This is a genomic window from Meiothermus ruber DSM 1279 (assembly GCF_000024425.1).
Taxonomy (GTDB): Bacteria; Deinococcota; Deinococci; order Deinococcales; family Thermaceae; genus Meiothermus; species Meiothermus ruber.
The window spans coordinates 1542826-1564997 of the sequence record NC_013946.1 but is presented as its reverse complement, the minus strand read 5'-3'; the positions used below and the strand labels follow the sequence as shown (position 1 = coordinate 1564997).

Below are 22172 nucleotides of genomic sequence, written 5' to 3'. Positions count from 1 at the left end.
AAGGTTCAGTCTACTCCGAAGCCTCGCCTAAACCATCCCCGGAAAAGCCCCGCCACAAGCGCTCTAAGAACAGCACTTCGCAGGCTTCCTCGAGGCTCGTCATCAGCGAGTAGGCCTGCAGAAGGGCCTGTTCTGGCACTTCCAGGCTGCTCTTTACAAAAGCCCCATGGCCCCGGACTACGCAGGCGGGGTTTTCTTGCAGCGCCTGGGCTACCGCCTCGGCGGCCTCCTGGGTGCCCGAAAGGGTTGCGGGGGCTACCACCGGGATGTGTTCGAAGTAGTAGCGGCCCTCGAGGTCAATCGGCTCAATGACCTGAAGGTGGAACGAAAGCGCTATGGCGTGGCGGGGGTGCGCATGCACCACCGCGGTGGCATCGGTTTGCCTATAGATGGCGCGGTGAATCACCCGCTCCACCGAGGCCCCCTGGTCCCGCAGGGGGTCGGGTTCCAAGGGTAAGAAGATTAAGTCTTCCGGGGTCAGGTGGGCTTTCTGGACGCCCGATCGGGTAATCCAGAACCCATCGCGCTCACGCGCTGAGTAGTTCCCCGAGGTGGCCGAGGCCAGCCCCGCCGCGAATAAATCGGCACCTATTTGCTGGAAGGTTAGATAGAGTCTGGCTCTCATAGGCAGCCACACATACCCGGTCAGTCTAATACCAAAACCGGGCCAGTCCAAACCCACCCGGAAACAATCCCTTGGGGAAAAACACAGCCTGATTTTTATTGGGGTCAAAACGCAAACCCGAGGATTCGCGCCCTCGGGTTTTTTGCGTCCTGGACTGGTGGCTATGGGCGGACTTGAACCGCCGACACCACGATTATGAGTCGTGTGCTCTAACCAGCTGAGCTACATAGCCATGGTTGCAGGGACAGGATTTGAACCTGTGACCTTCGGGTTATGAGCCCGACGAGCTACCAGACTGCTCCACCCTGCGCCGTTCGGATGGGGGGTCGTCCCCAAGCCGCAAACTCAATCTTAGGCGGGAAACCCTCTACCGTCAAGGCGCTCCGGTAAGCAGCCGCGCCGCGGCCGCTTCGTGAATCCCAGCTTTCTTGTCGTTCAAGAAGCCGCCCTGGAAACCCCTTTGCAGGGCCACAATCTCGGCCAGGGCTGCCACCGCGATCTCCTCCGGGCTTTCGGCCCCGATGTCGAGCCCGATAGGGTTGCGCAGGCGGGCTAGCTGTTCCGGGTTGGGCACAAAGCCTTCGTTTTTGAGGGCATCCAGGATTTTTTCCAGCCGGTTGCGCGGGCCCAGCATACCCACATACCGCGCCGGGGACTCCAGCGCAAAACGCAGGGCCTGGCGGTCGATGTCGAGGTGGTGGTTCATGATGATCACGTGCTGGCGGGGGGTCAGGCTGAGTTTCTGGGCGTATTCGTCGTGTGCGGCCTGAATGGTCTGGCAACCCTCAAAACCCTGCAACAACTCGGGCCGGGCATCCACCACCGTCACCTTGAAGCCCAGCACCAGGGCCTGGTTAGCCATGGGCTTTGCGTCGTGGCCGGCTCCAAACAAAACCAGCTCGGGGATGGGGCTGCTCACGTCGAAGAACACCTCAGCCTCCTGCACGTAGCGGGTGGTAGGACGGGAGGTGCCGCCCTGCATCTGGCGGGCGATTCGAACCACCTGGTCATGCAGTTCGGGGGGTGTAATCTGGCCCTCGAGGGCCCCGTTGGGCCTGAGCCAGACCCGCCCTTCCCCACCCGCCAGCACCGTAGCCAGCACCGAAGGCTCCGAGTCCCTGGCCTCCTGCAACCAGCGGTGCAGCATGCCCTGGGGCTCGACCGGCTCCACCCAGACCTCCACCGTGCCACCACAGCCGGGCCACCAGGTTTTTTCTTCGTTGTAGTCGAAAATGGTGCGCTCAGGGCGGCCCCGGGCCAGGATCTGCATGGCAATTTCGATCATCTCTTGCTCCAGGCAACCCCCGGAGATCATGCAGGCCGAGCCGCCATCCTCGCGCACCAGCATCTTGGCCCCTTCGCGGCGGTAGGCTGAGCCAATCACCCGCACCACCGTGGCCAGCGCGGTCTCTTTGCCCTCGGCCCAGGCGGCCTCGAGGGCGGCTAACAGCAAGGGCGCTTCGTTGGACATATACTCCTAAACTACACCCAACCACCCCCGCGCACTTTGTTAGCAGCACACATTCGCCCAATTTCCTGCTATCGGCAAATCGCGCGACTTCTTGCTACTCTCATCTCCGAGGTTATATAGTTAGGGTGCAAAGTTTTCAGTTACAGGTGTGCCCAGTTGCTCAGTTTGGCGTACCTGGATTGGTTTTTGATAGCGCTGGCCTCGAGGTGCTGCATTGCTCAAGCTTCTCTTCACCCCATGGATTTACCCCAGAACCTGGCCCCCAGGTGAAGACAAGGGCGCATGCAGGCTGGTGCCCAGCCATGCGGTCATCGGCGGTCTACCGGGCTTTCAAGGCGGTGATGAAGGCCCACCATCCCTCTAGACCCAAGGCACTCCGTTTCGAATCGACCCATTCGTTTTCCTAGGAGGAAGCATGGCAGAGAAAGTTCAGATCAAGGTCGTGGTCAACGGCGTCGAACACCACAGCGAGGTCGAGCCGAGGCTTTTGTTGGTGCATTATCTACGCGAGACCCTGGGGCTCACCGGCACGCATGTGGGCTGCGATACCAGCCAGTGCGGGGCCTGCACGGTGCACCTCGACGGCCAGGCCGTGAAGTCGTGCACGCTGTTCGCTGTACAGGCTGACGGCAGCAGCATTACCACCATCGAAGGCTTGGGGAGCGTGGACAGCCTGCACCCGGTGCAGGAAGGCTTCTGGGAGATGCACGGGTTGCAGTGCGGCTTCTGCACCCCTGGCATGATTATGGCGGCCGCCGACCTGCTCAACAGAAACCCACAGCCCAGCGAAGAGGAGATCCGCCACGCCCTCGAGGGCAACCTGTGCCGCTGCACCGGCTACCACAACATCGTGCGGGCCGTACAATACGCCGCCAACAAAATGGCCGGTAAGGTTGGCGCAGCAGCGGACGACTAAAAGAACCCGACGCAATCGGCTGGGCCTGGCTTCCCGCAACGCTCGAGCACCGGGCCCTCATTCCGAAGGGAGAAAGCAATGGCCGAAAAACTCTTTGGTAAGGCGATGAAACGGGTCGAGGATCCCCGTTTCATTACCGGTACCGGCAATTACACCGACGACATGACCCTGCCCGGCATGGTGCACGCGGCCATGGTTCGTTCGCCGTACGCCCACGCCCGGATCAAGAAAATTGATGTCTCCAAGGCTCGTTCCCACCCTGGGGTGCTGGCGGTGATTACCGGTCAGGAGATGAAGGACGCGGGTATTAACAGCATTCCCACCGGCTGGCTGCACCCCGGCATTAAAACCCCGCCCCATTACGCCATCACCTTTGATAAAGCCCGGCATGTGGGCGATATCGTGGCCGCGGTCATCGCCGAGACCCGCCAGATCGCTGAGGACGCCGCCCAACTGGTGGAGGTAGACTACGAGCCGCTGCCGGCGGTTTCGCTGGGCAGTGAGGCGCTCAAACCCGGCGCACCTGCCGTCCATGACGACGTGCCCGATAACGTCTGCTTCACCTGGAGCATTGGCGACAAGGAAGCGGTAGACAAAGCCTTCGCCAGCGCCTACAAAACCGTCAAGCTCAAGCTGCGCAACAACCGCCTGGTGCCCAACGCCATGGAGCCGCGGGCCTCGCTGGCCCAGTACCATAAGGCCAGCGACGAGTACACCCTCTGGACCACCAGCCAGAACCCCCACATCCACCGCCTGTTGATCGCGGCCTTTATTATGGGTATCCCCGAACACAAGCTGCGGGTGATTGCCCCGGATGTGGGCGGGGGCTTTGGCAGCAAGATTTACCAGTACCCCGAAGAGATAATTGTGCTGTACGCGGCCAAAAAGCTGGGCCGCCCGGTCAAGTGGACAGCCCGCCGCTCAGAGAGCTTCGTGACCGACTCTCATGGGCGTGACCACGAGACCGTGGCCGAGATGGCGGTAGACCAGAACGGCAAGATTACCGCCGTGCGGGTGGACACCATCGCCAACCTGGGGGCCTACCTGACCACTTTTGCCCCAGCGGTGCCCACCTACCTGTACGGCTGCTTGCTGGCCGGCACCTACACCACCCCCCACATCTACTGCCACGTGACCGCCCCCTTCACCCACACCACGCCGGTGGACGCTTACCGGGGTGCCGGGCGGCCCGAGGCCACGTATCTGCTCGAGCGCCTGGTGGATGTGATGGCCCACGAGCTGGGGATGGATCCGGTGGAGTTCCGCCGCAAGAACCTGATTCCCCCCGATGCCTTCCCCTACCAAACCCCAGTGGCCTTGCAGTACGACTCCGGCAACTACGAGGCCAATCTGGACAAGGCCCTGGAGCTGGTGGGCTACAAGCAACTGCGCCAGCAACAGGAAGAGTGGCGCAAGCAGGGCCGGTACATGGGGATTGGGGTGGTGACCTATATCGAGGCCTGCGGGCTGGCCCCTTCGGCCCTGGTGGGTAGCCTGGGCGCCCAGGCCGGGCAGTGGGAAAGCGCGCTGGTGCGGGTGATGCCGACCGGCAAGGTGGAGGTTTTCACCGGCACCCATAGCCACGGCCAGGGCCACGAGACGGCCTTCGCCCAGGTGGTGGCCGATGAGCTGCAAATTCCGGTGGAGGACGTGGTGCTGGTGCACGGCGACACCGGGCGGATGCCCTACGGCTGGGGCTCCTACGGCTCACGCTCGGCGCCCACCGGCCTCTCGGCCATCGTGCTGGCCACCCGGAAGATTATCGACAAGGCCAAGAAAATCGCTGCCCACCTGCTGGAAGCCGCCCCCGAGGACATCGTCCACGAGGACGGCAAGTTTATGGTCAAAGGGGTGCCCGACAAGGCCAAGACCTTCTTCGAGATCGCCCTGCAAGCCCACCTGGCCCACAACTACCCCGCCGACCTCGAGCCCGGCCTCGAGGCCACCCACTTCTACGACCCCAAAAACTTCGTCTACCCCTTTGGTACCCACGTCGCGGTGGTGGAGGTCGACCCCGAGACCGGCAAGGTCAAGCTGCTGCGCTACCTCTCGGTGGACGACTGCGGCCCGGTGATCAACCCGCTGATCGCCGAAGGGCAGGTGCACGGCGGCATCGCCCAGGGCCTGGGGCAGGCCCTCCTGGAGGAAGCCGTCTACGACCCGGAAGGCCAGATTCTCTCGGGCAACTTCCTCGAGTACACCCTACCCCGCGCCGACGACCTGGTGCAGATCGAGCACGACCACACCGTGACCCCCTGCCCGCATAACCCCCTGGGCGTCAAGGGCATCGGCGAGGCCGGCACCATCGCCTCTACCGCAGCCATCGCCAACGCCGTAATGGACGCCCTGCGGCCCTTCGGTATCGTGCACCTCGATATGCCCTACACCCCAGAAAAGGTCTGGCGGGCCATCCAGCACAGCCGCCTGGCCCAGGCTGCCGATTAGCCGCAACCCCGCGGAGGACGAGATGTACACAGCACCCTTCAGCTATAAAAAAGCCAACAACCTCTCCGAGGCGCTATCGCTGCTCCAACAAAACCCCGAGGCCAAGCTGCTGGCCGGGGGCCACAGCCTGATCCCGGCTATGAAGCTGCGCCTGGCTGCGCCGCCCATGCTGATTGATATCTCTAAAGTGGCCGAGCTGCGGGGCATCCGCCGCGACGGTGACACCCTGGTGATCGGGACCATGACCACCTACCGCGAGCTGGAAACCTCCGAGCTGCTCAAGGAACTCTGCCCGATTATTCCCCAGGCGGTGAGCTTGATCGGCGACCCTATGGTGCGCACCAAAGGCACCATCGGCGGCTCGCTGGCCCATGCCGATCCCGCCGCCGACCTGCCGGCCTCCATGCTGGCGCTGGGCGCCCAGATCAAAATCCAGGGGCCCTCCGGCAGCCGGGTGGTGGAGGCTGAGCAGTTCTTCACCGGCATGTTCAGCACCGCGCTGCAGGAGGGTGAGATTCTCACCGAGGTGCACATTCCCATCCGGCCGGGGGCCCGCATGGCCTACGCCAAGTTCCCCCACCCGGCCAGCCGCTACGCGGTGGTGGGGGTGGCCGTGGTACTGGACGGAAACAGCCTGCGGGCGGCGGTCACCGGGGCAGGCGAGCACGCCATGCGGCTCACCAAGCTCGAGCAGGCCCTTGCCGGCAAGCCGCTAACCGCCGAGAACATCGCCGCCGCCTGCCAGGGCTTGCTACCCGCCGACCACCTCAACCACGACCTGGTTGCATCGAAGGAGTACCGCGCGCACCTGGTGGATGTGATGGCTAAGCGGGCCCTGATGCAGGCCGCCGGGCTGTAGCGGCTCGCGACCAATTGTGAGGGGCTGAGGTAATTCGGCCCCTCTCCTTTATGTGAAGATAAAAGCATGTTTCCCAATTCTGTGCAGGAGACCCAGAAGGCCCTCGAGGCCCACCGCTACATCGCCGATAAGGGGCTTTCGGTGGCGGTGTTTCTGGCCCTCAAGCTGGGCCGCCCCCTGCTCTTGGAAGGCGAGCCGGGGGTCGGTAAAACCGAGATCGTCAAGGTGCTGGCCGAGGTGCTCTCCACCCGTCTAATTCGTTTGCAGTGCTACGAAGGACTGGACATCAGCAGCGCGGTGTACGAGTGGGACTACGCCCGCCAGATGATGCAGATCCGGCTCCTGGAGGCCAGCGGCGAGCGCGACCAGGAGAAGGTGCGCCACGAGGTGTTCAGCCAGGAGTTCCTGCTCAAACGGCCTTTGCTCCAGGCCCTGGAAAGCACCAACGGCAAAGCCCCGGTGCTGCTAATTGACGAGCTGGATCGGGCCGACGAGGAGTTTGAGGCCTTTTTGCTCGAGTTCCTCTCGGACTGGCAGATTACCGTGCCCGAGGTGGGCACCCTCAAAGCCCAACAGCCGCCGGTGGTGGTGATTACCTCCAACCGCACCCGCGAGATTCACGATGCCCTGAAGCGCCGTTGCATGTACTACTGGATTGACTACCCAAGCTTCGAGAAAGAATACCGCATCGTGCAGGAAAAAGTACCCGGCGTACCGGAAAAGCTGGCCCAGCAGGCGGTGGCTTTCGTTCAGGCCTTGCGCCAGCAAGATCTCTACAAAGCCCCCGGCGTGGCCGAGACCCTGGACTGGGCCTCCTCGCTCTTGGCTTTGGGCCAGACCGAGCTTTCCCTCGAGGTGATCGAGGAGACCCTGGGGGTGCTGCTCAAGTACCAGGACGATGTGGTCAAGGCTAAACAGCAGGCCCACGACCTGCTGGCCCGGGCCCAGATGTCCAGCGTGCTATGACGGTATCCACCAGCCAGCTACTCAGCCACGTGGTGGCCTTTGCCCGGAGCCTGCGGCATGCGGGCATCGTGGTTACACCGGGGCAGACCGCCACTTTTGCCAGGGCCCTGGGGGAGATTTCCATCTTCGACCCGGAGGCTTTTTTCTACGCAGCCCAGAGCACCCTGCTAACCCGGCAGGAAGACCGGGCTAAGTTTGCCGAAGCCTTTCGCCAATTCTGGCAATACCTGGGCCTGGAGCGCTTCCCGACAGAGCTGCTCCACCAGACCCCCCTCCCGCCCAAAAAAGACCCCAAGGCCCGGCCCGGCGAGGTAGGGCGCGAACCGCGTTCCTCCGAGCAAAGCAGCAAGCAACCCCAGCCCGTGGTGGATCGGGCCCTGACCTTCTCCGAGACCGAGGTGCTCAAGCAAAAACGCTTCGACCAGATGAGCGAGGCCGAGCTCGAGGCCGCCCGCAGGCTGCTGTACGGCCTGGCCTGGAACCCTCCCAAAAGGCGCACCCGCCGCCTAAAGGCCGGCGGTAAGGAGCAACTCGACCTGCGCAAAAGCTTCCGGCGCTCCCTAAAGCACCAGGGCGAGCTGGTTGAGCTCGAGCGGCGCAGCCGCAAGCGCAAACCCCGTCCTATCGTGGCTCTGGCCGATGTCTCGGGCTCTATGGAGCGCTATGCCCGGATGCTGCTGCACTTTTTGCACGCCTTTTCGCTGGTGCAAACCCGCCAGGGGGTGCGCCAGGTGGAGTGCTTCACCTTTGGCACCCGCCTGACCCGCATCACCCGTACCCTCAAAAAAAGCAGTGTGGATGCTGCTTTAAGCGAGGTAGGGCGGCAGGTTAAGGACTGGTCGGGCGGCACCCGCATTGGAGCCTGCTTGCACAGCTTCAACCAGAACTGGGCCAAGCGGGTGCTGGGGCGCGGCGCACTGGTGCTGGTCATCTCCGACGGCTGGGATCAGGGCGAACCCGAACTGCTGGCCTTCGAGATGGAGCGCCTGCAAAAGTCCTGCCACCGCCTGATCTGGCTCAACCCGCTCCTGGGCACCCCCGGCTACCAGCCCCTGACCCGCGGCCTGGTGGCGGCCATGCCCTTCATAGACGACTTTTTACCCATCCACAACCTTAGCAGCCTCGAGCAGCTCGTAAAAGCCTTGGAAGAGCTCGAGCCCCACTAAGAACACAAAAAACCGCCCGTCCTTGCAAGGACGGGCGGTTGCAGGGGGATCAGTAGTTGCTGTAGAGCAGCAGGTTGGGCGAACGCGACCCGGCGCTCCTCACCACGCCCACCGTCGCGTTGCTCACAATGGCGTTGCGCACGGTGGCCGGGCTGGCCGTGGGGTTGCTTTGCAGGTAAAGGGCTGCCACCCCAGCCACATGGGGCGCGGCCATCGAGGTTCCGCTGATGGTATTGATCGAGGTGTTGCTGCTAATCCAGGCCGAGGTAATGGAGGAGCCAGGCGCAAAGAGATCCAGGCAGCTCCCGTAGTTGGAGTACGAGGCCCTGGTGTCGCTAGAGGTGGTGGCCCCCACGGTAATACCCGCCGCTACCCGCGCAGGTGAGAACTGGCAGGCATCGCGGTTGCTGTTCCCAGCCGCCAGCACAAAGGTAATCCCGGCATTGATGGCGTTGCTAACCGCGGTATCGAGGGCGCTCGAGACCCCCCCACCCAGGCTCATGTTGGCTACCGCTGGCCTCCGGGCATTCTGCCGCACCCAGTCCACCCCGGCAATTACGCCCGAGTTGCTGCCCGAGCCGCTGCAATTAAGCACCCGCACCGCGTACAACCGCACGCTTTTGGCTACGCCGTAGACCGTGCCGCCTACCGTTCCAGCCACATGGGTGCCATGGCCGTTGCAGTCGTTGCCATTCTGGCCGTCTCCAATAGCGTCGAAAACCGCCGTGGCCCGACCGCCAAACTCGCTGTGGCTCACCCGGATACCGGTATCGATGATGTAGGCGTTCACGCCGCTGCCCGTGTTGCTGTAGGTGAAGGTACCGCTGAGGGGTAGGGTGCGCTGGTCTATGCGATCCAGGCCCCAGGTCGCACCGGTCTGGGTGGCGCTGATGCTCATGACCTGGTCGGCCTCGATGTAGGCCACCCTGGGGTCTTGGCGCAGTGCGGCCAAATTCTCAGGGGACAGCCTGGCCGCAAGCCCCTGCAAAGCAGCGGTGTAAACCTGCTCAACCCTGGCGTCGGGCGCCAGCCCCAAGCTTTCCAGCTCCCGCTGGAGGGTTACACCCCCTTCCAGAGCGGCTTTCAGGCTTTGCAAGGTGGGCAGTACGTTGGCATCGTCTTTATAGACCACTATGTACTGCCCCTGGATAACGTTGGGGTTATCCAGCCCCAGCACCGGGGCCAGGTTATCGGGGGTCGCACGGTTTCCGCAGGCCGCCAGCAACACCAACAGCACGATCCAAGCTAGACGATTCATCTCTACGAACCTCCAGGGATGTAGGTTGCTTTTGGGTCTGAACCCGCGGCTAGTATATATTTGTCATCGTACGTTCAGCGTTTTATTAAGATCAGATTAAGCCTTTCAGGCAAAAAACAACCAACCACGGCTAGCCACAAGCTGGGGCCGCTAAACCTGAAACACCCCGATCTGCATGGCCTCACGCACCGGGTTGAGGGCGCAGACCTCGAGGCTCCGGATCAGGCGCTGGCGGGTCTCGTGGGGGAAGATCACCTCGTCCACCCAGAGCCGGGCCGCGGCGTAGCGGGGGTCGAGGGTCTCCTCGTAGCGGGCCTTGATGCGCTCGTAGAGTTCGACCAGGTCTTCCTCGCTGGGTTTGCGCCCTTCGCGCTCGAGCTTGGCAAGCTCGATTTCCATCAGGGTTTTGGCCGCGGCGTTGCCGCTCATCACCGCGTACTTGGCCGAGGGCCAGGCGTAGATAAAACGGGGGGCATAGGCCTTGCCGGCCATGGCATAGTTGCCCGCGCCAAAGGAACCCCCGGTAATCAGGGTAATCTTGGGCACCACCGAGTTGGAGACCGCATTCACCAGCTTGGCCCCGCGCCGGATGATGCCCTGCTGCTCCGACTCCTTGCCCACCATAAAGCCGCTCACATCCATCAAAAACAACAGGGGAATGAAGCGCTGGTTGACCTCGAGGATAAACCGGGCGGCCTTGTCGGCGGCTTCGGCGTAGATCACCCCCCCCACCTCGATCTTGCCGGGCTTTTTGATCACCAGCCGCTGGTTGGCCACGATCCCCACCGGGAAGCCGCCCAGCCGGGCATACCCGCACACCAGGGTCTGGCCGTAACCGGCCTTGTACTCGTGGAACTCCGAGCCGTCCACCAGCCGGGCGATCACCTCGTTCACGTCGTAGGGCTTGCTGCCGTCGGGTGATACCAGGCCGTACAGATCCTCGGGCGGGTGAAAGGGCTCCACCTCGCTTTTGCGCTCTGCGGCCCAGGGGGCCAGGGTCGGCTGGGCGTACAGCGCGGCCAGGGCACGTATGCGGGCAATGGCTGCTTCGTCGTCGGGTTCGTAGAAGTCCACCGTGCCGGAGACCTCGGCGTGCATACGCGCACCGCCCAGCGCCTCCGAGTCCACCTCCTGCCCGATGGCTGCCTTGACCAGGGCCGGCCCGGCCAGGTATAGCCCCGAGCCCTCGGTCATGATCAGCACGTCGGTCATGAGCGGCAGGTAGGCCCCCCCGGCCACGCAGTTGCCCATAATGGCCGAAATTTGCGGGATACCCAACCCGCTCATGCGGGCGTTGAGGTAAAAAATGCGGCCAAAGTCATCCTGGTCGGGGAATACTTCGTCCTGCAAGGGCAGGAAAACCCCCGCCGAGTCCACCAGATAGACCGTGGGCAGGCGGTTCTCGAGGGCGATGGTCTGGGCCCTTATCACCTTTTTGGCAGTGATGGGGAAAAAGGCCCCGGCCTTTACGGTGGCGTCGTTGGCGATGATCATCCAGTCCCGACCGGCAATTTTGCCGATGGCGGTTACCACCCCGCCGCCCGGCGCCCCTCCCCAGTCGGCGTACATCTGCCAGCCCGCATAGCCCAGGATTTCCTCGAGCTCGCTTCCCGGGTCAATCAGGCGTGCGATGCGCTCACGGGCGGTCAGGCGCCCCTTGGCGTGCTGGCGCTCCACCGCCTTGGGGCCCCCACCCTGCCGCACCTGTTCCAGCGAGGTGCGAAAATCGGCAATTAGCCGCACCCAGGCATCTTTGTTTTGCTTGAAAGCACTCGATTCGCGCTCATTGGGGCTGATGTGGCTTTGAATCATAGTCAAAGTCTACCGTTTTTTTGTCGGTAGGTTGTAATTCCGTCAGGTTTGAGGGGTAAAGCCCATGGGCCGGGGGTCGAGAACAAAATTTAGCCTTGCGTACCGTATGATTGGGACACGTATGCGCAAGCGACTCGTAGCCGGTAACTGGAAAATGCACAAAACCCCCTCCGAAGCCCGGATGTGGTTTCGCGACCTGACCGCCCACCTACCCCAGACCCAGGCCGAACCGGCCCTGCTGGTACCTTTTACCCATCTGCCCTATGCTGCGGAAGTCCTCGAGGGCCATGGGGTGCACTGGGGCGCGCAGGATGTCTCGGCCCATACCGAAGGGGCCTACACCGGCGAGGTTTCAGCAAAAATGCTGGCCGATCTGGCTTGCCAATACACCATCGTGGGCCACTCCGAGCGGCGCAGCTACCACGCCGAGTCGGATGCGCTGGTAGCGGAAAAAGCCCGGCGTCTATTGGAGCAGGGCATCACCCCCATCCTGTGCGTGGGCGAGCCCCTGGAAGTGCGCGAGGCCGGAAGCCATGTCGAGTACACCCTGCAGCAGCTCGAGGGGAGCCTGCAAGGGGTCAACCCGGCCTCACCCCAGCATCTGGTGATTGCCTACGAGCCGGTCTGGGCCATTGGCACCGGCAAAACCGCCACCCCCGAGGATGCCGAGGCCATGCACCAGGCCATTCGTGGCTGGCTGGAAGGCCGCTACGGTGCGGACTTTGCCGGGCAGATGCGCATCCTTTACGGCGGCTCGGTCAAGCCCGAGAACGCCACGGCCCTCTTTGCCCAGCCCAACATTGATGGGGGACTGGTCGGGGGGGCCAGCCTTAAGCTGGAGGACTACATAAAGCTGCTCACGGCCTAATGGAGGGCATATGCGCGCATGGATCTTGCTGGTTTGGTTTGTTGGTCTGATCGGTCTGGCCCAGTCCACCGATATTGTGCAGCGCACCTACCGCTGCGCCGGGGGCCTCCAGGTTCGGGCGGTTTATCAAAACGGCTTCGACCGGGTGGGGGTGGTGTTCAACCGTCAGACCTACGGCCCGCTGTTCCAGGTCGAGGCCGCCTCGGGGGTCAAATACTCCGATGGGCGGGCCTCCTGGTGGGTCAAGGGCTCGGGGGCCACCGAAGAAGCCCTGCTGATGAGCGAGCGCACCGGCAAGACACTGGCCCGAGCCTGCAAGCCCATTCGCTAGGCGCAGCATGCAGTAGACTTTTCATCACCCATGGCGCATCTTCACCCCCGTACCCAGCTTTCCAGGGAGAGCATCTTCGCCCAGATGAGCCGCCTGGCCGCGCAGCACGGGGCTATCAACCTGGGGCAGGGCTTTCCCTCCAACCCCCCACCTGATTTTCTTCTAGAGGCCGCCCGGCGCGCCATCGGCAGCGTAGACCAGTACACCCCGCCCATCGGCCTACCGCGCCTGCGCGAGGCCGTTGCCGAAGACCTGGGGGTTTCGCCCGAGGACGTGATCATCACCGCGGGGGGCACCGAGGCCCTGCACGCGCTGGCTGAAGCACTCTACGGCCCGGACGACGAGGTGGTGATGCTCGAGCCCTATTTCGATGTGTACATCCCTCAGGCCCGCATCGCCGGGGCCGAGCCGGTAATGGTTCCCATGCAGCTTACCGAGCGCTGGGAGGTCGATTTACCGGCGCTCGAGCGAGCCATTTCGGTACGCACCCAGGCCATCCTGCTCACCAACCCCTACAACCCCACCGGCTCGGTCTTTTCCCGCGCCGAGGCCCAGCGCATTGTGGAGCTGGCCCGCAGACACGACCTCTGGATTATCAGCGACGAGGTTTACGACGAACTCTACTTTGGGGAACCCCCGGTGCGGTTCCGTGAGCTCGCCCCCGAACGGGTCTTCACGGTGGGCTCGGCCGGCAAGCGTCTGGAAGCCACCGGCTGGCGCATCGGCTGGATTGTCACACCCCCCGGCTTGGCCCCGCAGGTCGCGGGTATGCGCCAGTGGAGCAGCTTCTGCTCGGCCGCCCCCCTCCAGGCCGCGGTGGCCGAAGCCCTGCCCATCGCCCGCAAAGAGGGCTTTTACCAGGCGCTGCGCGAGAGCTACGGCCGGCGCAAGGACTTGCTCGAGCAGGGCCTAAGATCGCTGGGGCTCAAAACCTTCTCCCCTGCCGGAACCTACTTCCTCACCGCGCTTTTGCCGGGGCTCGAGGCCCAGACCCTGGTGCGCGAGGCTAAGGTAGCCATTATTCCCGGCTCGGCCTTCTACCTGCACAACCCCGCTCCCCAAGGGCTCTTTCGCCTGGCTTTTTGCAAAACCAGCGACGAGATCGAGCAGGCTTTGGAGCGCCTGGGGCATTACCTGAAGCAGGTCACCCCTTAGGCTGGGATAAAGGGGCCAGCCCCTGCATCAGCGCTGACCGCTTTTGTGTATTTTTTCACTATATTTTGCTTGTGAAATCTATCTGCTATACACACCGGCATGGACTTCCCAGCGGCCATCATGGGCTAAACTAATCAACGTGGACACAATTCAGTACCTCGATGATCAAGGCCGACCCCTACGGGACTTACCCCTCAGCCCCGAAGAGCTCCTCCAGGGCTACCGGGCTTTGCGCCGGGCCCGCCACTTTGACGAGCGCGTTCTGGTCTTGCAACGGCAGGGGCGGCTGGGGGTCTACCCGCCCTTTCGCGGTCAGGAGGCCGCCCAGGTGGGGGTGGCCCTCTGCCTGCGCCCCGATTACGACTGGCTGCTGCCCAGCTACCGCGAGAGTGCGGCGGCTCTCACCTTTGGCATGCCCATCAGCAAGCTCATCCTGAGCTGGCGGGCCGACCCGGCTGGCTGGGGTGCACCGCCCAACGTCAACATGGTGCAGTTTTACATCCCCATCGCCACCCAGATCCCTCAGGCCGCCGGGGTGGCCCATGCCCAGCGGCTTATGGGCAAGGACGCCGTGGTGGCGGTATTCATTGGCGACGGCGGCACCTCCGAGGGCGACTTTCACGAAGGTCTGAACTTCGCCGCGGTCTTTGAGGCCCCCCTGGTGGTGGTGGTGCAGAACAACGGCTGGGCCATCAGCGTGCCCACCTACAAGCAGACGAAGGTGCAGCGCATCGCCCAGAAAGCCCAGGGCTACGGAATTCCAGGGGTGACGGTGGACGGCAACGACCTGGTCGCGGTCTGGAGCGTGGCCAGAGAAGCCGTGAACCGGGCCCGGGCCGGTGGTGGCCCCACCCTGATCGAGGCCCTGACCTACCGGGTGGCCCCCCACACCTCCTCCGACGACCCCAGCCGCTACCGCAGCGAGGAGGAAACCGAGCGCTGGCTCAAGCGCGACCCCATTCTGCGCATGAAAAACTGCCTGTTGCACCTGGGGTTGTGGAGCGAGGCGCAGGAAGAAGCGCTAACCGAGGCGCTCGAGGCCGAGTTTTTAGCCGCCGTCGAGGAGGCCGACCGGGCCCCGGAACCCAAACCGTGGGAAATTGTGGAGCAGGTTTACCAGAAGATGCAGCCCGACCAGCAAGCGGCCTGGAAGTATCTGCGGGGGGAAGCATGATTGCAGAGCGTGGTACTCGAGTCCTGAACAACGTGCAGGCCATCAACGAGGCCCTGGATCTGGCCCTGGCCAAAGACGAACGGGTGGTGCTCTTTGGCGAGGACGTGGGCACCATGGGCGGGGTGTTCCGGGCCTCGGACGGGCTCGCGCAAAAGTACGGCGAAAAGCGGGTCTTCGATACGCCCCTGGCCGAGAGCGGAATTGTGGGTTTCGGGATTGGGCTGGCCATGGCCGGGCTGCGCCCGGTGGCCGAGATACAGTTCGCCGGGTTCTTATACCCCGCCCTCGACCAGATTCTTTCGCACCTGGGCCGGATGCGCCACCGCACCCGGGGCCGCTTTACCATCCCCATGGTCATCCGCGCCCCTTACGGCGGCGGGGTCAAAACCCCTGAGCAGCACGCCGACAGCCCCGAGGCCATCCTGGCCCACGTGCCGGGGGTCAAGATGGTGATCCCCTCCTCGCCCGAGCGGGCCAAGGGACTGCTGCTGGCGGCCATCGAAGATCCCGACCCGGTGTTTTTCCTGGAGGCCATCAAGCTCTACCGGGGCGTGAAGGCCGAGGTGCCGGAAGGCTACTACACCCTACCCCTGGGCCAAGCCCGGGTGGTGCGGGAGGGCAACGCCGCCAGCCTGTTCTGCTACGGCGGGATGGTGGAGGTCTGCCTCAAGGCCGCCGAGGTGGCCGCGCGGGAGGGGGTGGAGCTGGAGGTGGTGGACCTCGAGACCCTAATACCCCTGGACACCCCCACCATCCTGGCCTCGGTGCAGAAAACCGGGCGCGCGGTGGTGGTCTACGAGGCCATGCGCACGGGGGGCTTTGGCGCGGAAATCGCCGCCCGCATCGCCGAGGAGGCCCTGGACTACCTGCAAGCCCCCATCCTGCGGGTGGCCGGCTGGGACGCCCCCTACCCCCCGTTCAGCGCGGTGGAAAACTTCTACCGCCCGGACGCCAGGCGGGTTCTGGAGGCGGTGCGTAGGGTGCTGGAACACTAACAGCTTTTTTCGGCCACCTGCCATGACATCACCTCAAGGATAGTTTCCCTTCTCCAAGCCTTCAGGACGGCTTTGGAAAGCAACCATACTGCCCCCACCGCTTTTTGCGAACAAGCGTTTGTTAGAATAACAGACATGAAACTCCACAGTTACGCGGTCGGAGCCTGGCAACAGGGCGCGGACGACGGCACCCTGGTTACCGATGCGGTGTATGGCGAGCCGGTGGCCCTGGTAAGCAGCCAGGGGCTGGATTTCGGAGCGATGGTGCGCTACGCCCGCGAGGTGGGCGGCCCCAACCTGCGCAAGTACACCTTTCATGAACGAGCCGCCATGCTGCGGGCCCTGGCCCAGTATCTGCAGGCCCGCAAGGAGCAGTTCTACGCGCTTTCCTACAAGACTGGGGCTACCCAGTACGATGGCTGGTTCGACATTGACGGGGGCCTTGGCACCTTTTTCAGCTACTCCTCGCTGGCCCGGCGCGAGCTACCCAACGAGCGCTTCCTGGTCGAGGACGACCCTCTGACGCTCTCCAAGCAGGGCACTTTTCTGGGGCGGCACATCCTGGTGCCCAGGGAGGGCGTGGCGGTGCACATCAACGCATATAACTTCCCGGTCTGGGGGATGCTGGAGAAGCTGGCCCCGGGGCTTATCGCCGGGGTTCCGGCCATCGTCAAGCCGGCCACCCAGACCGCCTACCTGACCGAGGCGGTCTTCCGGGCCATGATCGAGTCGGGGATTCTGCCGGAGGGGGCCATCCAGCTCATCTGCGGCGGCATCGGTGACCTGTTCGAGCACCTGAACGAGCAAGACAGCGTCACCTTCACCGGCTCGGCTGCCACCGGACGCAAGCTAAAGGTGCACCCCAACCTGGTGGCCCACGCGGTGCCTTTCAACATGGAGGCCGACAGCCTGAACTGCGCCATCCTGGGCCAGAGCGTGGAGCCGGGCGACCTCGAGTTCGAGCTTTTCGTGAAGGAAGTGGCGCGGGAGATGACCGTCAAGGCCGGGCAAAAGTGCACCGCCATCCGCCGGGTGATCGTCCCCAAAGACAAACTGGAGGCCGTGCTGGAGGCCCTCAAGCAGGCGCTTTCCCAGGTGACCCTGGGCGACCCCCGCCGCCCTGAGGTGCGGATGGGCCCGCTGGTAGGGGCGGCCCAGCGCCGGGACGTGCAGGGCGTGCTCGAGCAGCTCAAGGCCCAGGGCTGCGAGGTGGCCTTCCAGGGTTCGTCCGAGCTTCTGGGCGGCGACTGGGAAAAAGGCGGCTTTATGCCCCCCACCCTGCTCTACAGCCCCAAGCCCTGGGAGAGCGGGGCGCACGACCTCGAGCCCTTCGGCCCGGTAGCCACCCTGATGCCCTACGGGAGCCTGGACGAGGCCATCGCCCTGGCCCGGCGGGGCAAAGGCAGTCTGGTGGGAAGCATCGTGACCTACAACCGGCAGGAGGCCCGCACCCTCTTCTTCGGCTGCGCCACCCACCACGGGCGCATGCTCATCCTCAACCGCGAGAACGCCCAGGAGTCCACCGGCCACGGCTCTCCCCTGCCGCTGCTGGTGCACGGCGGGCCGGGCCGGGCCGGGGCCGGCGAGGAGCTGGGCGGGGTGCGCGGCATCAAGCACTACCTCCAGCGCTGCGCGGTGCAGGCCGACCCCACCACCCTGGTGGCCCTGAGCAACGAGTATGTGCGCGGGGCCAAGGTGCGCGAGGATGTGGTGCACCCCTTCCGCAAGTACTTTGAAGACCTGGAGATTGGCGAAAGCCTCCTGACCCACCGCCGCACCGTGACCGAAGCCGATATCGTGAACTTCGCCAACCTCACCGGCGACTACTTCTACGCCCACGTGGACGAGATTGGGGCCAGAGACTCCATCTTCGGGAAGCGGGTGGCTCACGGCTACTTCCTGATCTCGGCGGCGGCGGGTTTGTTTGTGAGCCCGGCGCCGGGGCCGGTGCTGGCTAACTACGGCCTCGAGCACCTGCGGTTTATCGAGCCGGTGGGCATCGGCGATACCATCCAGGCCCGCCTCACGGTCAAGTCGAAAAGCGCCAAAGACCCCAAGCCCGGCGAGCGGCCCACCGGGGTGGTGACCTGGGCGGTGGAGATCTTCAACCAGGAGGGCAAGACCGTGGCCCTCTACGACATCCTGACCCTGGTGGAGCGCAAGCCCGCGGTTCAGAATTCCACAGCCTCGGCCTGATAACCCTTCTCACCCCGCACCAGCCGGCCCATAGGCGGCCCCGGCTCGTGGGTGAAGCAGAGCAGGTAGTCGTCCTCGAGCCAGCGCGCGTAAAGCTTTTTGCGGGTCTCGAGGGTGGTCATGGGGTAGAGGTCGAAGGCCGGGATGTAGAGGAGCGGCGTCTGCACCCGCAGGGCCACCAGGTCGCCGGTGTAGGCCAGCCGCTGCCCTTCCGAGGCCAGCTCCACCACCTGCATCCCCAGGGTGTGGCCGGGCGCCGGCAGCACCCGCAGGCCGGGCAGTAGCTCGGCCTCCCCCTCCACCACCTCAAAACGCCCCTGCTCGGCCAGGGGCTCCACGTTTTCTATGCGGTAGCTGGCCTGGCTGCGTTCGTGGGGGTGCAAAGCGTCCTCCAGCTCCTGCCTCTGCACGATGTGGCGGGCCCTGGGAAAGGTGGGCAGGAGCCGCCCCTCCACCAGCCGGGTGTTGAGCCCGGCGTGGTCGAAGTGCAGGTGGGTGTGCACCACCAGCGAGATGTCCTGCGGCCCCACCCCCAGCAGCGCCAGCTGATCCAGCAGGGGGTTGGTCTCGCTCAGGCCGTAGAGGCGGCGGAACTTCTCGCCGGGTTTGCGGTCAATGCCGGTCTCGATGAGCACCAGATGCCCGCCCGCGCGCACCAGCAAAGGGTTCAGGCCCAGGCGGATGCGGTTCTGTTCGTCCGGGGTCACCAGCTTCGACCAGAGGCTCCTGGGCACGATGCCAAACATCGAGCCGCCATCCAGCCACAGCTCGCCGTCGCTCAGAATCCAGAGCTCGAGGTTACCGAGCTTGTGGTACTGGATGGGGCGCATTGGGGATGATTATCTCAGGTTCGAAGGCCGCCAGTCTACGCCGCATGACGGCCACCGCATCCGGGCTCTGATCCACCAGCAAAAACCCCCGCCCGTTACGGGCCGCCGCCTCGCCGGTGGTACCGGAGCCAGCGAAAAAGTCCAGCACCACCTCGCCGGGGTTGGAGTGCACCCGCACGATACGCTCCAGGAGCCGCAGGGGTTTTTGGGTGGGGTAGCCGGTCTTCTCCTTGGAGGAGGTGGGTACGATGGTCATCCACCAGACATCGGTGGGGGTTTTGCCCCTCGAGGCCTTCTCCGGCCCGGCCATCTTGGGGGCCAGGTAGGGGATGCGGTCGATGGCCTCGTAGTTGAAGGTGTACTTCTGGGGGTGCTTGGCGTACCACAGGAGGGTGTCGTGCTTGGCCGGCCAGCGCTTTTTGGAGCGCCCGCCGTAGTCGTAGGCCCAAATGATCTCGTTGATGAAGCTCTTGCGGCCAAAGATCTGATCCAGGAGCACCTTCACGTAGTGCACCTCGCGGTAGTCCAGGTGCACAAACAGTGAACCGTTCGGGGTGAGCAACCGGTAGGCTTGCTCGAGCCGGGGGCGCAGAAACTCCACGAAGTCGTCGTAGCGGTCGGGGTAGACGGGGGCCTCGAGGGCCTCGGTGCGGTAGCGCTTACCCCCAAAGCCGCGACGCGAACCCTGTTCGTCGGCCACAGCACGTATGCGGCGCCGTTGCTGGGTTTTGCGGGTGTTGAAGGGCGGGTCGAGATAGATGAGCGGAAAGGAAGCCTCGGGTAAGGTGCGGATGTAATCCAGACACTCCGCCTGCACAATGCGCCGCATCGGCCCGATTCTAGCCCATGAACTGGCCGACCGCACCCTGCAGGCCCGCTTGCACCTCGCTCAAGACCTCCGCGAGCCCCCGCCCCTCCTCCAGCGCCCGGATCAGGGCGCTGGCGATCACCGCCCCGTCGGCGGCCTGGGCCGCTTGCTGGGCGGTGGCCCGGTTGGAGATGCCAAAGCCAATCGCCACCGGCGCATCGGTGAAGCGCCTAATGCGCTGCACCAGCTCGGGCAGGCCCTCCGGCAGCCGATCCCGCGCGCCGGTCACCCCGGCCACCGAGACGGTGTAGACGAAGCCGGTGCAGTGAGGGGTGACGGCCTGGATGCGGGCGTCGGTGGAGGTGGGGGCCAGCAGGAAGGTGGTCTCGAGGCCCGCCCGCTGGGCCAGCGACACCAGCTCTGGGTCTTCGTCGGGGGGCAGGTCGGGCAGAATCAGGCCCGTGGCCCCGGCCTCCTTGAACATCTGGAAGAAGGCCGCCGGGCCCACCGCCAGCACCGGGTTAATGTAGGTCATCAGAAAGAGGGGCTTGTCGGTCAGGGCCCGGATTTCCTGCACGAACCCGGCCACCTCGGCCACCCGCAGGCCCTGCCGCAGGGCTTGCTCGGAGGCCCGCTGGATCACCGGCCCGTCGCCCAAGGGGTCGGAGTAGGGCAGGCCCACCTCGAGCAGGTCGGCATAGGGCAGCACCTGCTCCACAATTTCCAGGTCGCGCCCACGGCTGGGGTAGCCGGCCATCACGTAAGGAATCAGGGCCGCCCGGCCCTCGGCTCTGGCCCTGGCAAAGGCTTCGCGGGTGGTCATGCCGCCCCTCCTCTGGCCTCCATCAGCCGCATCACCTCCACCACGTCCTTGTCGCCCCGGCCCGAGAGGTTGATAACCATGATCTGCTCGGGTTCCAGCTCCGGGGCCAGCTTGGCCGCGTAGGCGATGGCGTGGGCCGACTCCAGGGCCGGGATAATCCCTTCCAGGCGGCACAGCAACTGGAAGCCCTCGAGGGCCTCCTCGTCGCTGATGCCCACGTACTCGGCCAGCCCCTGCTCGGCGTAGTAGCTGTGCTCGGGGCCCACACCGGGGTAATCGAGGCCTGCCGAGACCGAGTGAGCCGGCAGAATCTGGCCGTCGTCGTCGTAGAGCAGGTACATCTTGGCCCCGTGCAGCACCCCCTTCCGGCCCGCCCCGATGCTCAGGCTGTGCAGGCCCGAGGCTTTGCCGTGGCCAGCGGCCTCCACCCCAATCAGCCGGGGCCGGTTCTCCTGGTAGGCAAAAGGCGCAAACACCCCAATGGCGTTGGAACCCCCACCCACGCAGGCCAGGATCACATCCGGGTTCTCGCGGCCCTCTTTCTCGAGGAGCTGGGCTTTAATTTCCTCGCCCACCACGCTCTGAAAGTCGCGGGCCATGGCCGGGTAGGGGTGCGGCCCCACCACCGAGCCGATGATGTAAAAGCTGTCGCGCACGTTGGTCACCCAGTCGCGGATGGCCTCGTTGGTGGCGTCCTTGAGGGTGCGGGTTCCGCTCTCCACGGGGCGTACCTCGGCCCCCAGGAGCCTCATGCGAAAGACGTTCAGGGCCTGCCGCCGCACGTCCTCGGCCCCCTGGTACACCACGCACTCCAGGCCCATCAGGGCCGCCACCGTGGCCACCGAGACGCCGTGCTGGCCCGCGCCGGTCTCGGCGATCACCCGCTTCTTGCCCATGCGCTTGCACAGCAGGGCCTGGCCCAGGGTGTTGTTGATCTTGTGGGCCCCGGTGTGGTTCAGGTCTTCGCGCTTGAGGTAGATCTTGGCCCCGCCCAGGTGCCGGGTCAGGTTCTCGGCAAAGTAGAGGGGGCTGGGCCGGCCCACGTACTCGCGCAGGTAGTAGGCGTACTCGGCCAGGAACTCGGGGTCTTGCTTGTAGTGCAGGTAGGCCTCGGTGAGCTCCTCCAGGGCCGGAATCAGGGTCTCGGGCACATAGCGCCCGCCAAACTCGCCGTAGCGGCCCCGGGGGTCGGGTAAAGGGTAGCTGGGTAGCTGCATAGGTTCCTCGCAAAAAACTTGGGCTGGGTCGGATGGGGACAAACAAAAACTCGAGGCCGTGACCTCGAGGAAAGCCCAAACGCGTGGGAAAGGCCCGCCGCGCTCAGGCCGGGCGACGCCACCAGCGCTGGTGGTGCCACTTGTAGCTGCGGGGGGTGCGGGGTCGCATCTGCCCAAAGGGTAGCAAGCCCGGGGGCTTCCGTCAAGGTTGCAAAGAATGCTTTCTGCAAGCAGGTCTGGGTGTTAGAGTAGGTGCG

Annotated in this window: 19 protein-coding genes and 2 tRNA genes; 11 read left to right on the top strand and 10 right to left on the bottom strand. The window is 64.5% G+C overall.

Annotated features, from left to right (window positions below; translation table 11 throughout):
- Nucleotides 1-10: 10 nt before the first annotated feature.
- From MRUB_RS07765 to MRUB_RS07750, 4 genes are all read right to left on the bottom strand, one after another.
- Nucleotides 11-625: a class II aldolase/adducin family protein gene (locus MRUB_RS07765; RefSeq protein ID WP_013013793.1), complete on the bottom strand. Its 615-nt coding sequence runs from the start codon at nt 623-625 to the stop codon at nt 11-13.
- 155 nt (nt 626-780) lie between these two features.
- Nucleotides 781-857 (bottom strand) — tRNA-Met (locus tag MRUB_RS07760).
- 1 nt (nt 858) lies between these two features.
- Nucleotides 859-935, bottom strand: a tRNA-Met gene (locus MRUB_RS07755).
- A 63-nt stretch (nt 936-998) separates the two neighbouring features.
- Nucleotides 999-2096: an XdhC family protein gene (locus MRUB_RS07750; RefSeq protein ID WP_013013792.1), complete on the bottom strand. Its 1098-nt coding sequence runs from the start codon at nt 2094-2096 to the stop codon at nt 999-1001.
- Nucleotides 2097-2511: 415 nt separating this feature from the next.
- Here MRUB_RS07750 and MRUB_RS07745 point away from each other — a divergent pair, with 415 nt between their 5' ends.
- From MRUB_RS07745 to MRUB_RS07725, 5 genes are all read left to right on the top strand, one after another.
- The gene (locus MRUB_RS07745) at nt 2512-3012 is read left to right on the top strand and encodes a (2Fe-2S)-binding protein (RefSeq protein WP_013013791.1); all 501 of its coding nucleotides are present in this window, start codon (nt 2512-2514) and stop codon (nt 3010-3012) included.
- A 105-nt stretch (nt 3013-3117) separates the two neighbouring features.
- A complete protein-coding gene (locus tag MRUB_RS07740; RefSeq protein WP_244403967.1) occupies nt 3118-5457 on the top strand; it encodes a xanthine dehydrogenase family protein molybdopterin-binding subunit in 2340 nt (779 codons plus the stop codon).
- A gap of 22 nt (nt 5458-5479) precedes the next feature.
- The gene (locus MRUB_RS07735; protein ID WP_013013789.1) at nt 5480-6316 is read left to right on the top strand and encodes an FAD binding domain-containing protein; all 837 of its coding nucleotides are present in this window, start codon (nt 5480-5482) and stop codon (nt 6314-6316) included.
- A gap of 66 nt (nt 6317-6382) precedes the next feature.
- Complete coding sequence (locus tag MRUB_RS07730) at nt 6383-7282, top strand: AAA family ATPase (RefSeq protein ID WP_013013788.1); 900 nt, start codon at nt 6383-6385, stop codon at nt 7280-7282.
- Nucleotides 7279-8448, top strand: a complete 1170-nt coding sequence (locus tag MRUB_RS07725) for a vWA domain-containing protein (RefSeq protein WP_013013787.1) — start codon at nt 7279-7281, stop codon at nt 8446-8448. The genes MRUB_RS07730 and MRUB_RS07725 overlap by 4 nt, the downstream gene beginning before the upstream one ends.
- 49 nt (nt 8449-8497) lie before the next feature.
- On the opposite strand, the gene MRUB_RS07720 is transcribed toward MRUB_RS07725, so the two are convergent.
- Both MRUB_RS07720 and MRUB_RS07715 read right to left on the bottom strand, forming a co-directional pair.
- The gene (locus tag MRUB_RS07720; protein WP_013013786.1) at nt 8498-9706 is read right to left on the bottom strand and encodes a S8 family peptidase; all 1209 of its coding nucleotides are present in this window, start codon (nt 9704-9706) and stop codon (nt 8498-8500) included.
- 150 nt (nt 9707-9856) lie between these two features.
- Nucleotides 9857-11518: an acyl-CoA carboxylase subunit beta gene (locus MRUB_RS07715; protein ID WP_013013785.1), complete on the bottom strand. Its 1662-nt coding sequence runs from the start codon at nt 11516-11518 to the stop codon at nt 9857-9859.
- Between the two features lie 121 nt (nt 11519-11639).
- Between MRUB_RS07715 and tpiA the strand changes: the two genes are divergently transcribed.
- The 6 genes from tpiA to paaZ all read left to right on the top strand — a co-directional run bounded on the left by tpiA (nt 11640) and on the right by paaZ (nt 18237).
- Nucleotides 11640-12386 carry a triose-phosphate isomerase gene (tpiA, locus tag MRUB_RS07710; protein WP_013013784.1) on the top strand — a complete coding sequence of 249 codons (747 nt, stop codon included), beginning with the start codon at nt 11640-11642 and terminating at the stop codon, nt 12384-12386.
- A gap of 10 nt (nt 12387-12396) precedes the next feature.
- A complete protein-coding gene (locus MRUB_RS07705) occupies nt 12397-12717 on the top strand; it encodes an MliC family protein (RefSeq protein ID WP_013013783.1) in 321 nt (106 codons plus the stop codon).
- A gap of 30 nt (nt 12718-12747) precedes the next feature.
- Nucleotides 12748-13872 carry a pyridoxal phosphate-dependent aminotransferase gene (locus MRUB_RS07700; RefSeq protein WP_013013782.1) on the top strand — a complete coding sequence of 375 codons (1125 nt, stop codon included), beginning with the start codon at nt 12748-12750 and terminating at the stop codon, nt 13870-13872.
- Nucleotides 13873-14011: 139 nt separating this feature from the next.
- Nucleotides 14012-15046: a pyruvate dehydrogenase (acetyl-transferring) E1 component subunit alpha gene (gene pdhA / locus MRUB_RS07695; RefSeq protein WP_013013781.1), complete on the top strand. Its 1035-nt coding sequence runs from the start codon at nt 14012-14014 to the stop codon at nt 15044-15046.
- A complete protein-coding gene (locus MRUB_RS07690; RefSeq protein WP_013013780.1) occupies nt 15043-16041 on the top strand; it encodes an alpha-ketoacid dehydrogenase subunit beta in 999 nt (332 codons plus the stop codon). The genes pdhA and MRUB_RS07690 overlap by 4 nt, the downstream gene beginning before the upstream one ends.
- A gap of 135 nt (nt 16042-16176) precedes the next feature.
- Nucleotides 16177-18237, top strand: coding sequence for a phenylacetic acid degradation bifunctional protein PaaZ (gene paaZ / locus MRUB_RS07685; protein WP_013013779.1), 2061 nt, complete (start codon nt 16177-16179; stop codon nt 18235-18237).
- Here the strand turns inward: paaZ and MRUB_RS07680 are convergent.
- The 4 genes from MRUB_RS07680 to trpB are packed head-to-tail and all read right to left on the bottom strand — an operon-like array spanning nt 18213 to nt 21915.
- A complete protein-coding gene (locus tag MRUB_RS07680) occupies nt 18213-19067 on the bottom strand; it encodes an MBL fold metallo-hydrolase (protein ID WP_013013778.1) in 855 nt (284 codons plus the stop codon). The genes paaZ and MRUB_RS07680 overlap by 25 nt on opposite strands.
- The gene (locus MRUB_RS07675) at nt 19036-19896 is read right to left on the bottom strand and encodes a DNA-methyltransferase (protein WP_013013777.1); all 861 of its coding nucleotides are present in this window, start codon (nt 19894-19896) and stop codon (nt 19036-19038) included. Before MRUB_RS07675 ends, MRUB_RS07680 begins: the two co-directional genes overlap by 32 nt.
- Before the next feature lie 10 nt (nt 19897-19906).
- Nucleotides 19907-20698, bottom strand: a complete 792-nt coding sequence (gene trpA / locus MRUB_RS07670; RefSeq protein WP_013013776.1) for a tryptophan synthase subunit alpha — start codon at nt 20696-20698, stop codon at nt 19907-19909.
- Nucleotides 20695-21915 carry a tryptophan synthase subunit beta gene (gene trpB, locus MRUB_RS07665; protein ID WP_013013775.1) on the bottom strand — a complete coding sequence of 407 codons (1221 nt, stop codon included), beginning with the start codon at nt 21913-21915 and terminating at the stop codon, nt 20695-20697. The genes trpA and trpB overlap by 4 nt, the downstream gene beginning before the upstream one ends.
- Between the last annotated feature and the right edge of the window lie 257 nt (nt 21916-22172).

What these genes read in the sequence shown, in the direction of transcription:
- MRUB_RS07765 (WP_013013793.1), bottom strand. Translation starts at nt 625, where the DNA reads ATGAGAGCCAGACTCTATCTAACCTTCCAGCAAATAGGTGCCGATTTA.
- MRUB_RS07750 (WP_013013792.1), bottom strand. Translation starts at nt 2,096, where the DNA reads ATGTCCAACGAAGCGCCCTTGCTGTTAGCCGCCCTCGAGGCCGCCTGG.
- MRUB_RS07745 (WP_013013791.1), top strand. Translation starts at nt 2,512, where the DNA reads ATGGCAGAGAAAGTTCAGATCAAGGTCGTGGTCAACGGCGTCGAACAC.
- MRUB_RS07740 (WP_244403967.1), top strand. Translation starts at nt 3,118, where the DNA reads ATGAAACGGGTCGAGGATCCCCGTTTCATTACCGGTACCGGCAATTAC.
- MRUB_RS07735 (WP_013013789.1), top strand. Translation starts at nt 5,480, where the DNA reads ATGTACACAGCACCCTTCAGCTATAAAAAAGCCAACAACCTCTCCGAG.
- MRUB_RS07730 (WP_013013788.1), top strand. Translation starts at nt 6,383, where the DNA reads ATGTTTCCCAATTCTGTGCAGGAGACCCAGAAGGCCCTCGAGGCCCAC.
- MRUB_RS07725 (WP_013013787.1), top strand. Translation starts at nt 7,279, where the DNA reads ATGACGGTATCCACCAGCCAGCTACTCAGCCACGTGGTGGCCTTTGCC.
- MRUB_RS07720 (WP_013013786.1), bottom strand. Translation starts at nt 9,706, where the DNA reads ATGAATCGTCTAGCTTGGATCGTGCTGTTGGTGTTGCTGGCGGCCTGC.
- MRUB_RS07715 (WP_013013785.1), bottom strand. Translation starts at nt 11,518, where the DNA reads ATGATTCAAAGCCACATCAGCCCCAATGAGCGCGAATCGAGTGCTTTC.
- tpiA (WP_013013784.1), top strand. Translation starts at nt 11,640, where the DNA reads ATGCGCAAGCGACTCGTAGCCGGTAACTGGAAAATGCACAAAACCCCC.
- MRUB_RS07705 (WP_013013783.1), top strand. Translation starts at nt 12,397, where the DNA reads ATGCGCGCATGGATCTTGCTGGTTTGGTTTGTTGGTCTGATCGGTCTG.
- MRUB_RS07700 (WP_013013782.1), top strand. Translation starts at nt 12,748, where the DNA reads ATGGCGCATCTTCACCCCCGTACCCAGCTTTCCAGGGAGAGCATCTTC.
- MRUB_RS07690 (WP_013013780.1), top strand. Translation starts at nt 15,043, where the DNA reads ATGATTGCAGAGCGTGGTACTCGAGTCCTGAACAACGTGCAGGCCATC.
- paaZ (WP_013013779.1), top strand. Translation starts at nt 16,177, where the DNA reads ATGAAACTCCACAGTTACGCGGTCGGAGCCTGGCAACAGGGCGCGGAC.
- MRUB_RS07680 (WP_013013778.1), bottom strand. Translation starts at nt 19,067, where the DNA reads ATGCGCCCCATCCAGTACCACAAGCTCGGTAACCTCGAGCTCTGGATT.
- MRUB_RS07675 (WP_013013777.1), bottom strand. Translation starts at nt 19,896, where the DNA reads ATGCGGCGCATTGTGCAGGCGGAGTGTCTGGATTACATCCGCACCTTA.
- trpA (WP_013013776.1), bottom strand. Translation starts at nt 20,698, where the DNA reads ATGACCACCCGCGAAGCCTTTGCCAGGGCCAGAGCCGAGGGCCGGGCG.
- trpB (WP_013013775.1), bottom strand. Translation starts at nt 21,915, where the DNA reads ATGCAGCTACCCAGCTACCCTTTACCCGACCCCCGGGGCCGCTACGGC.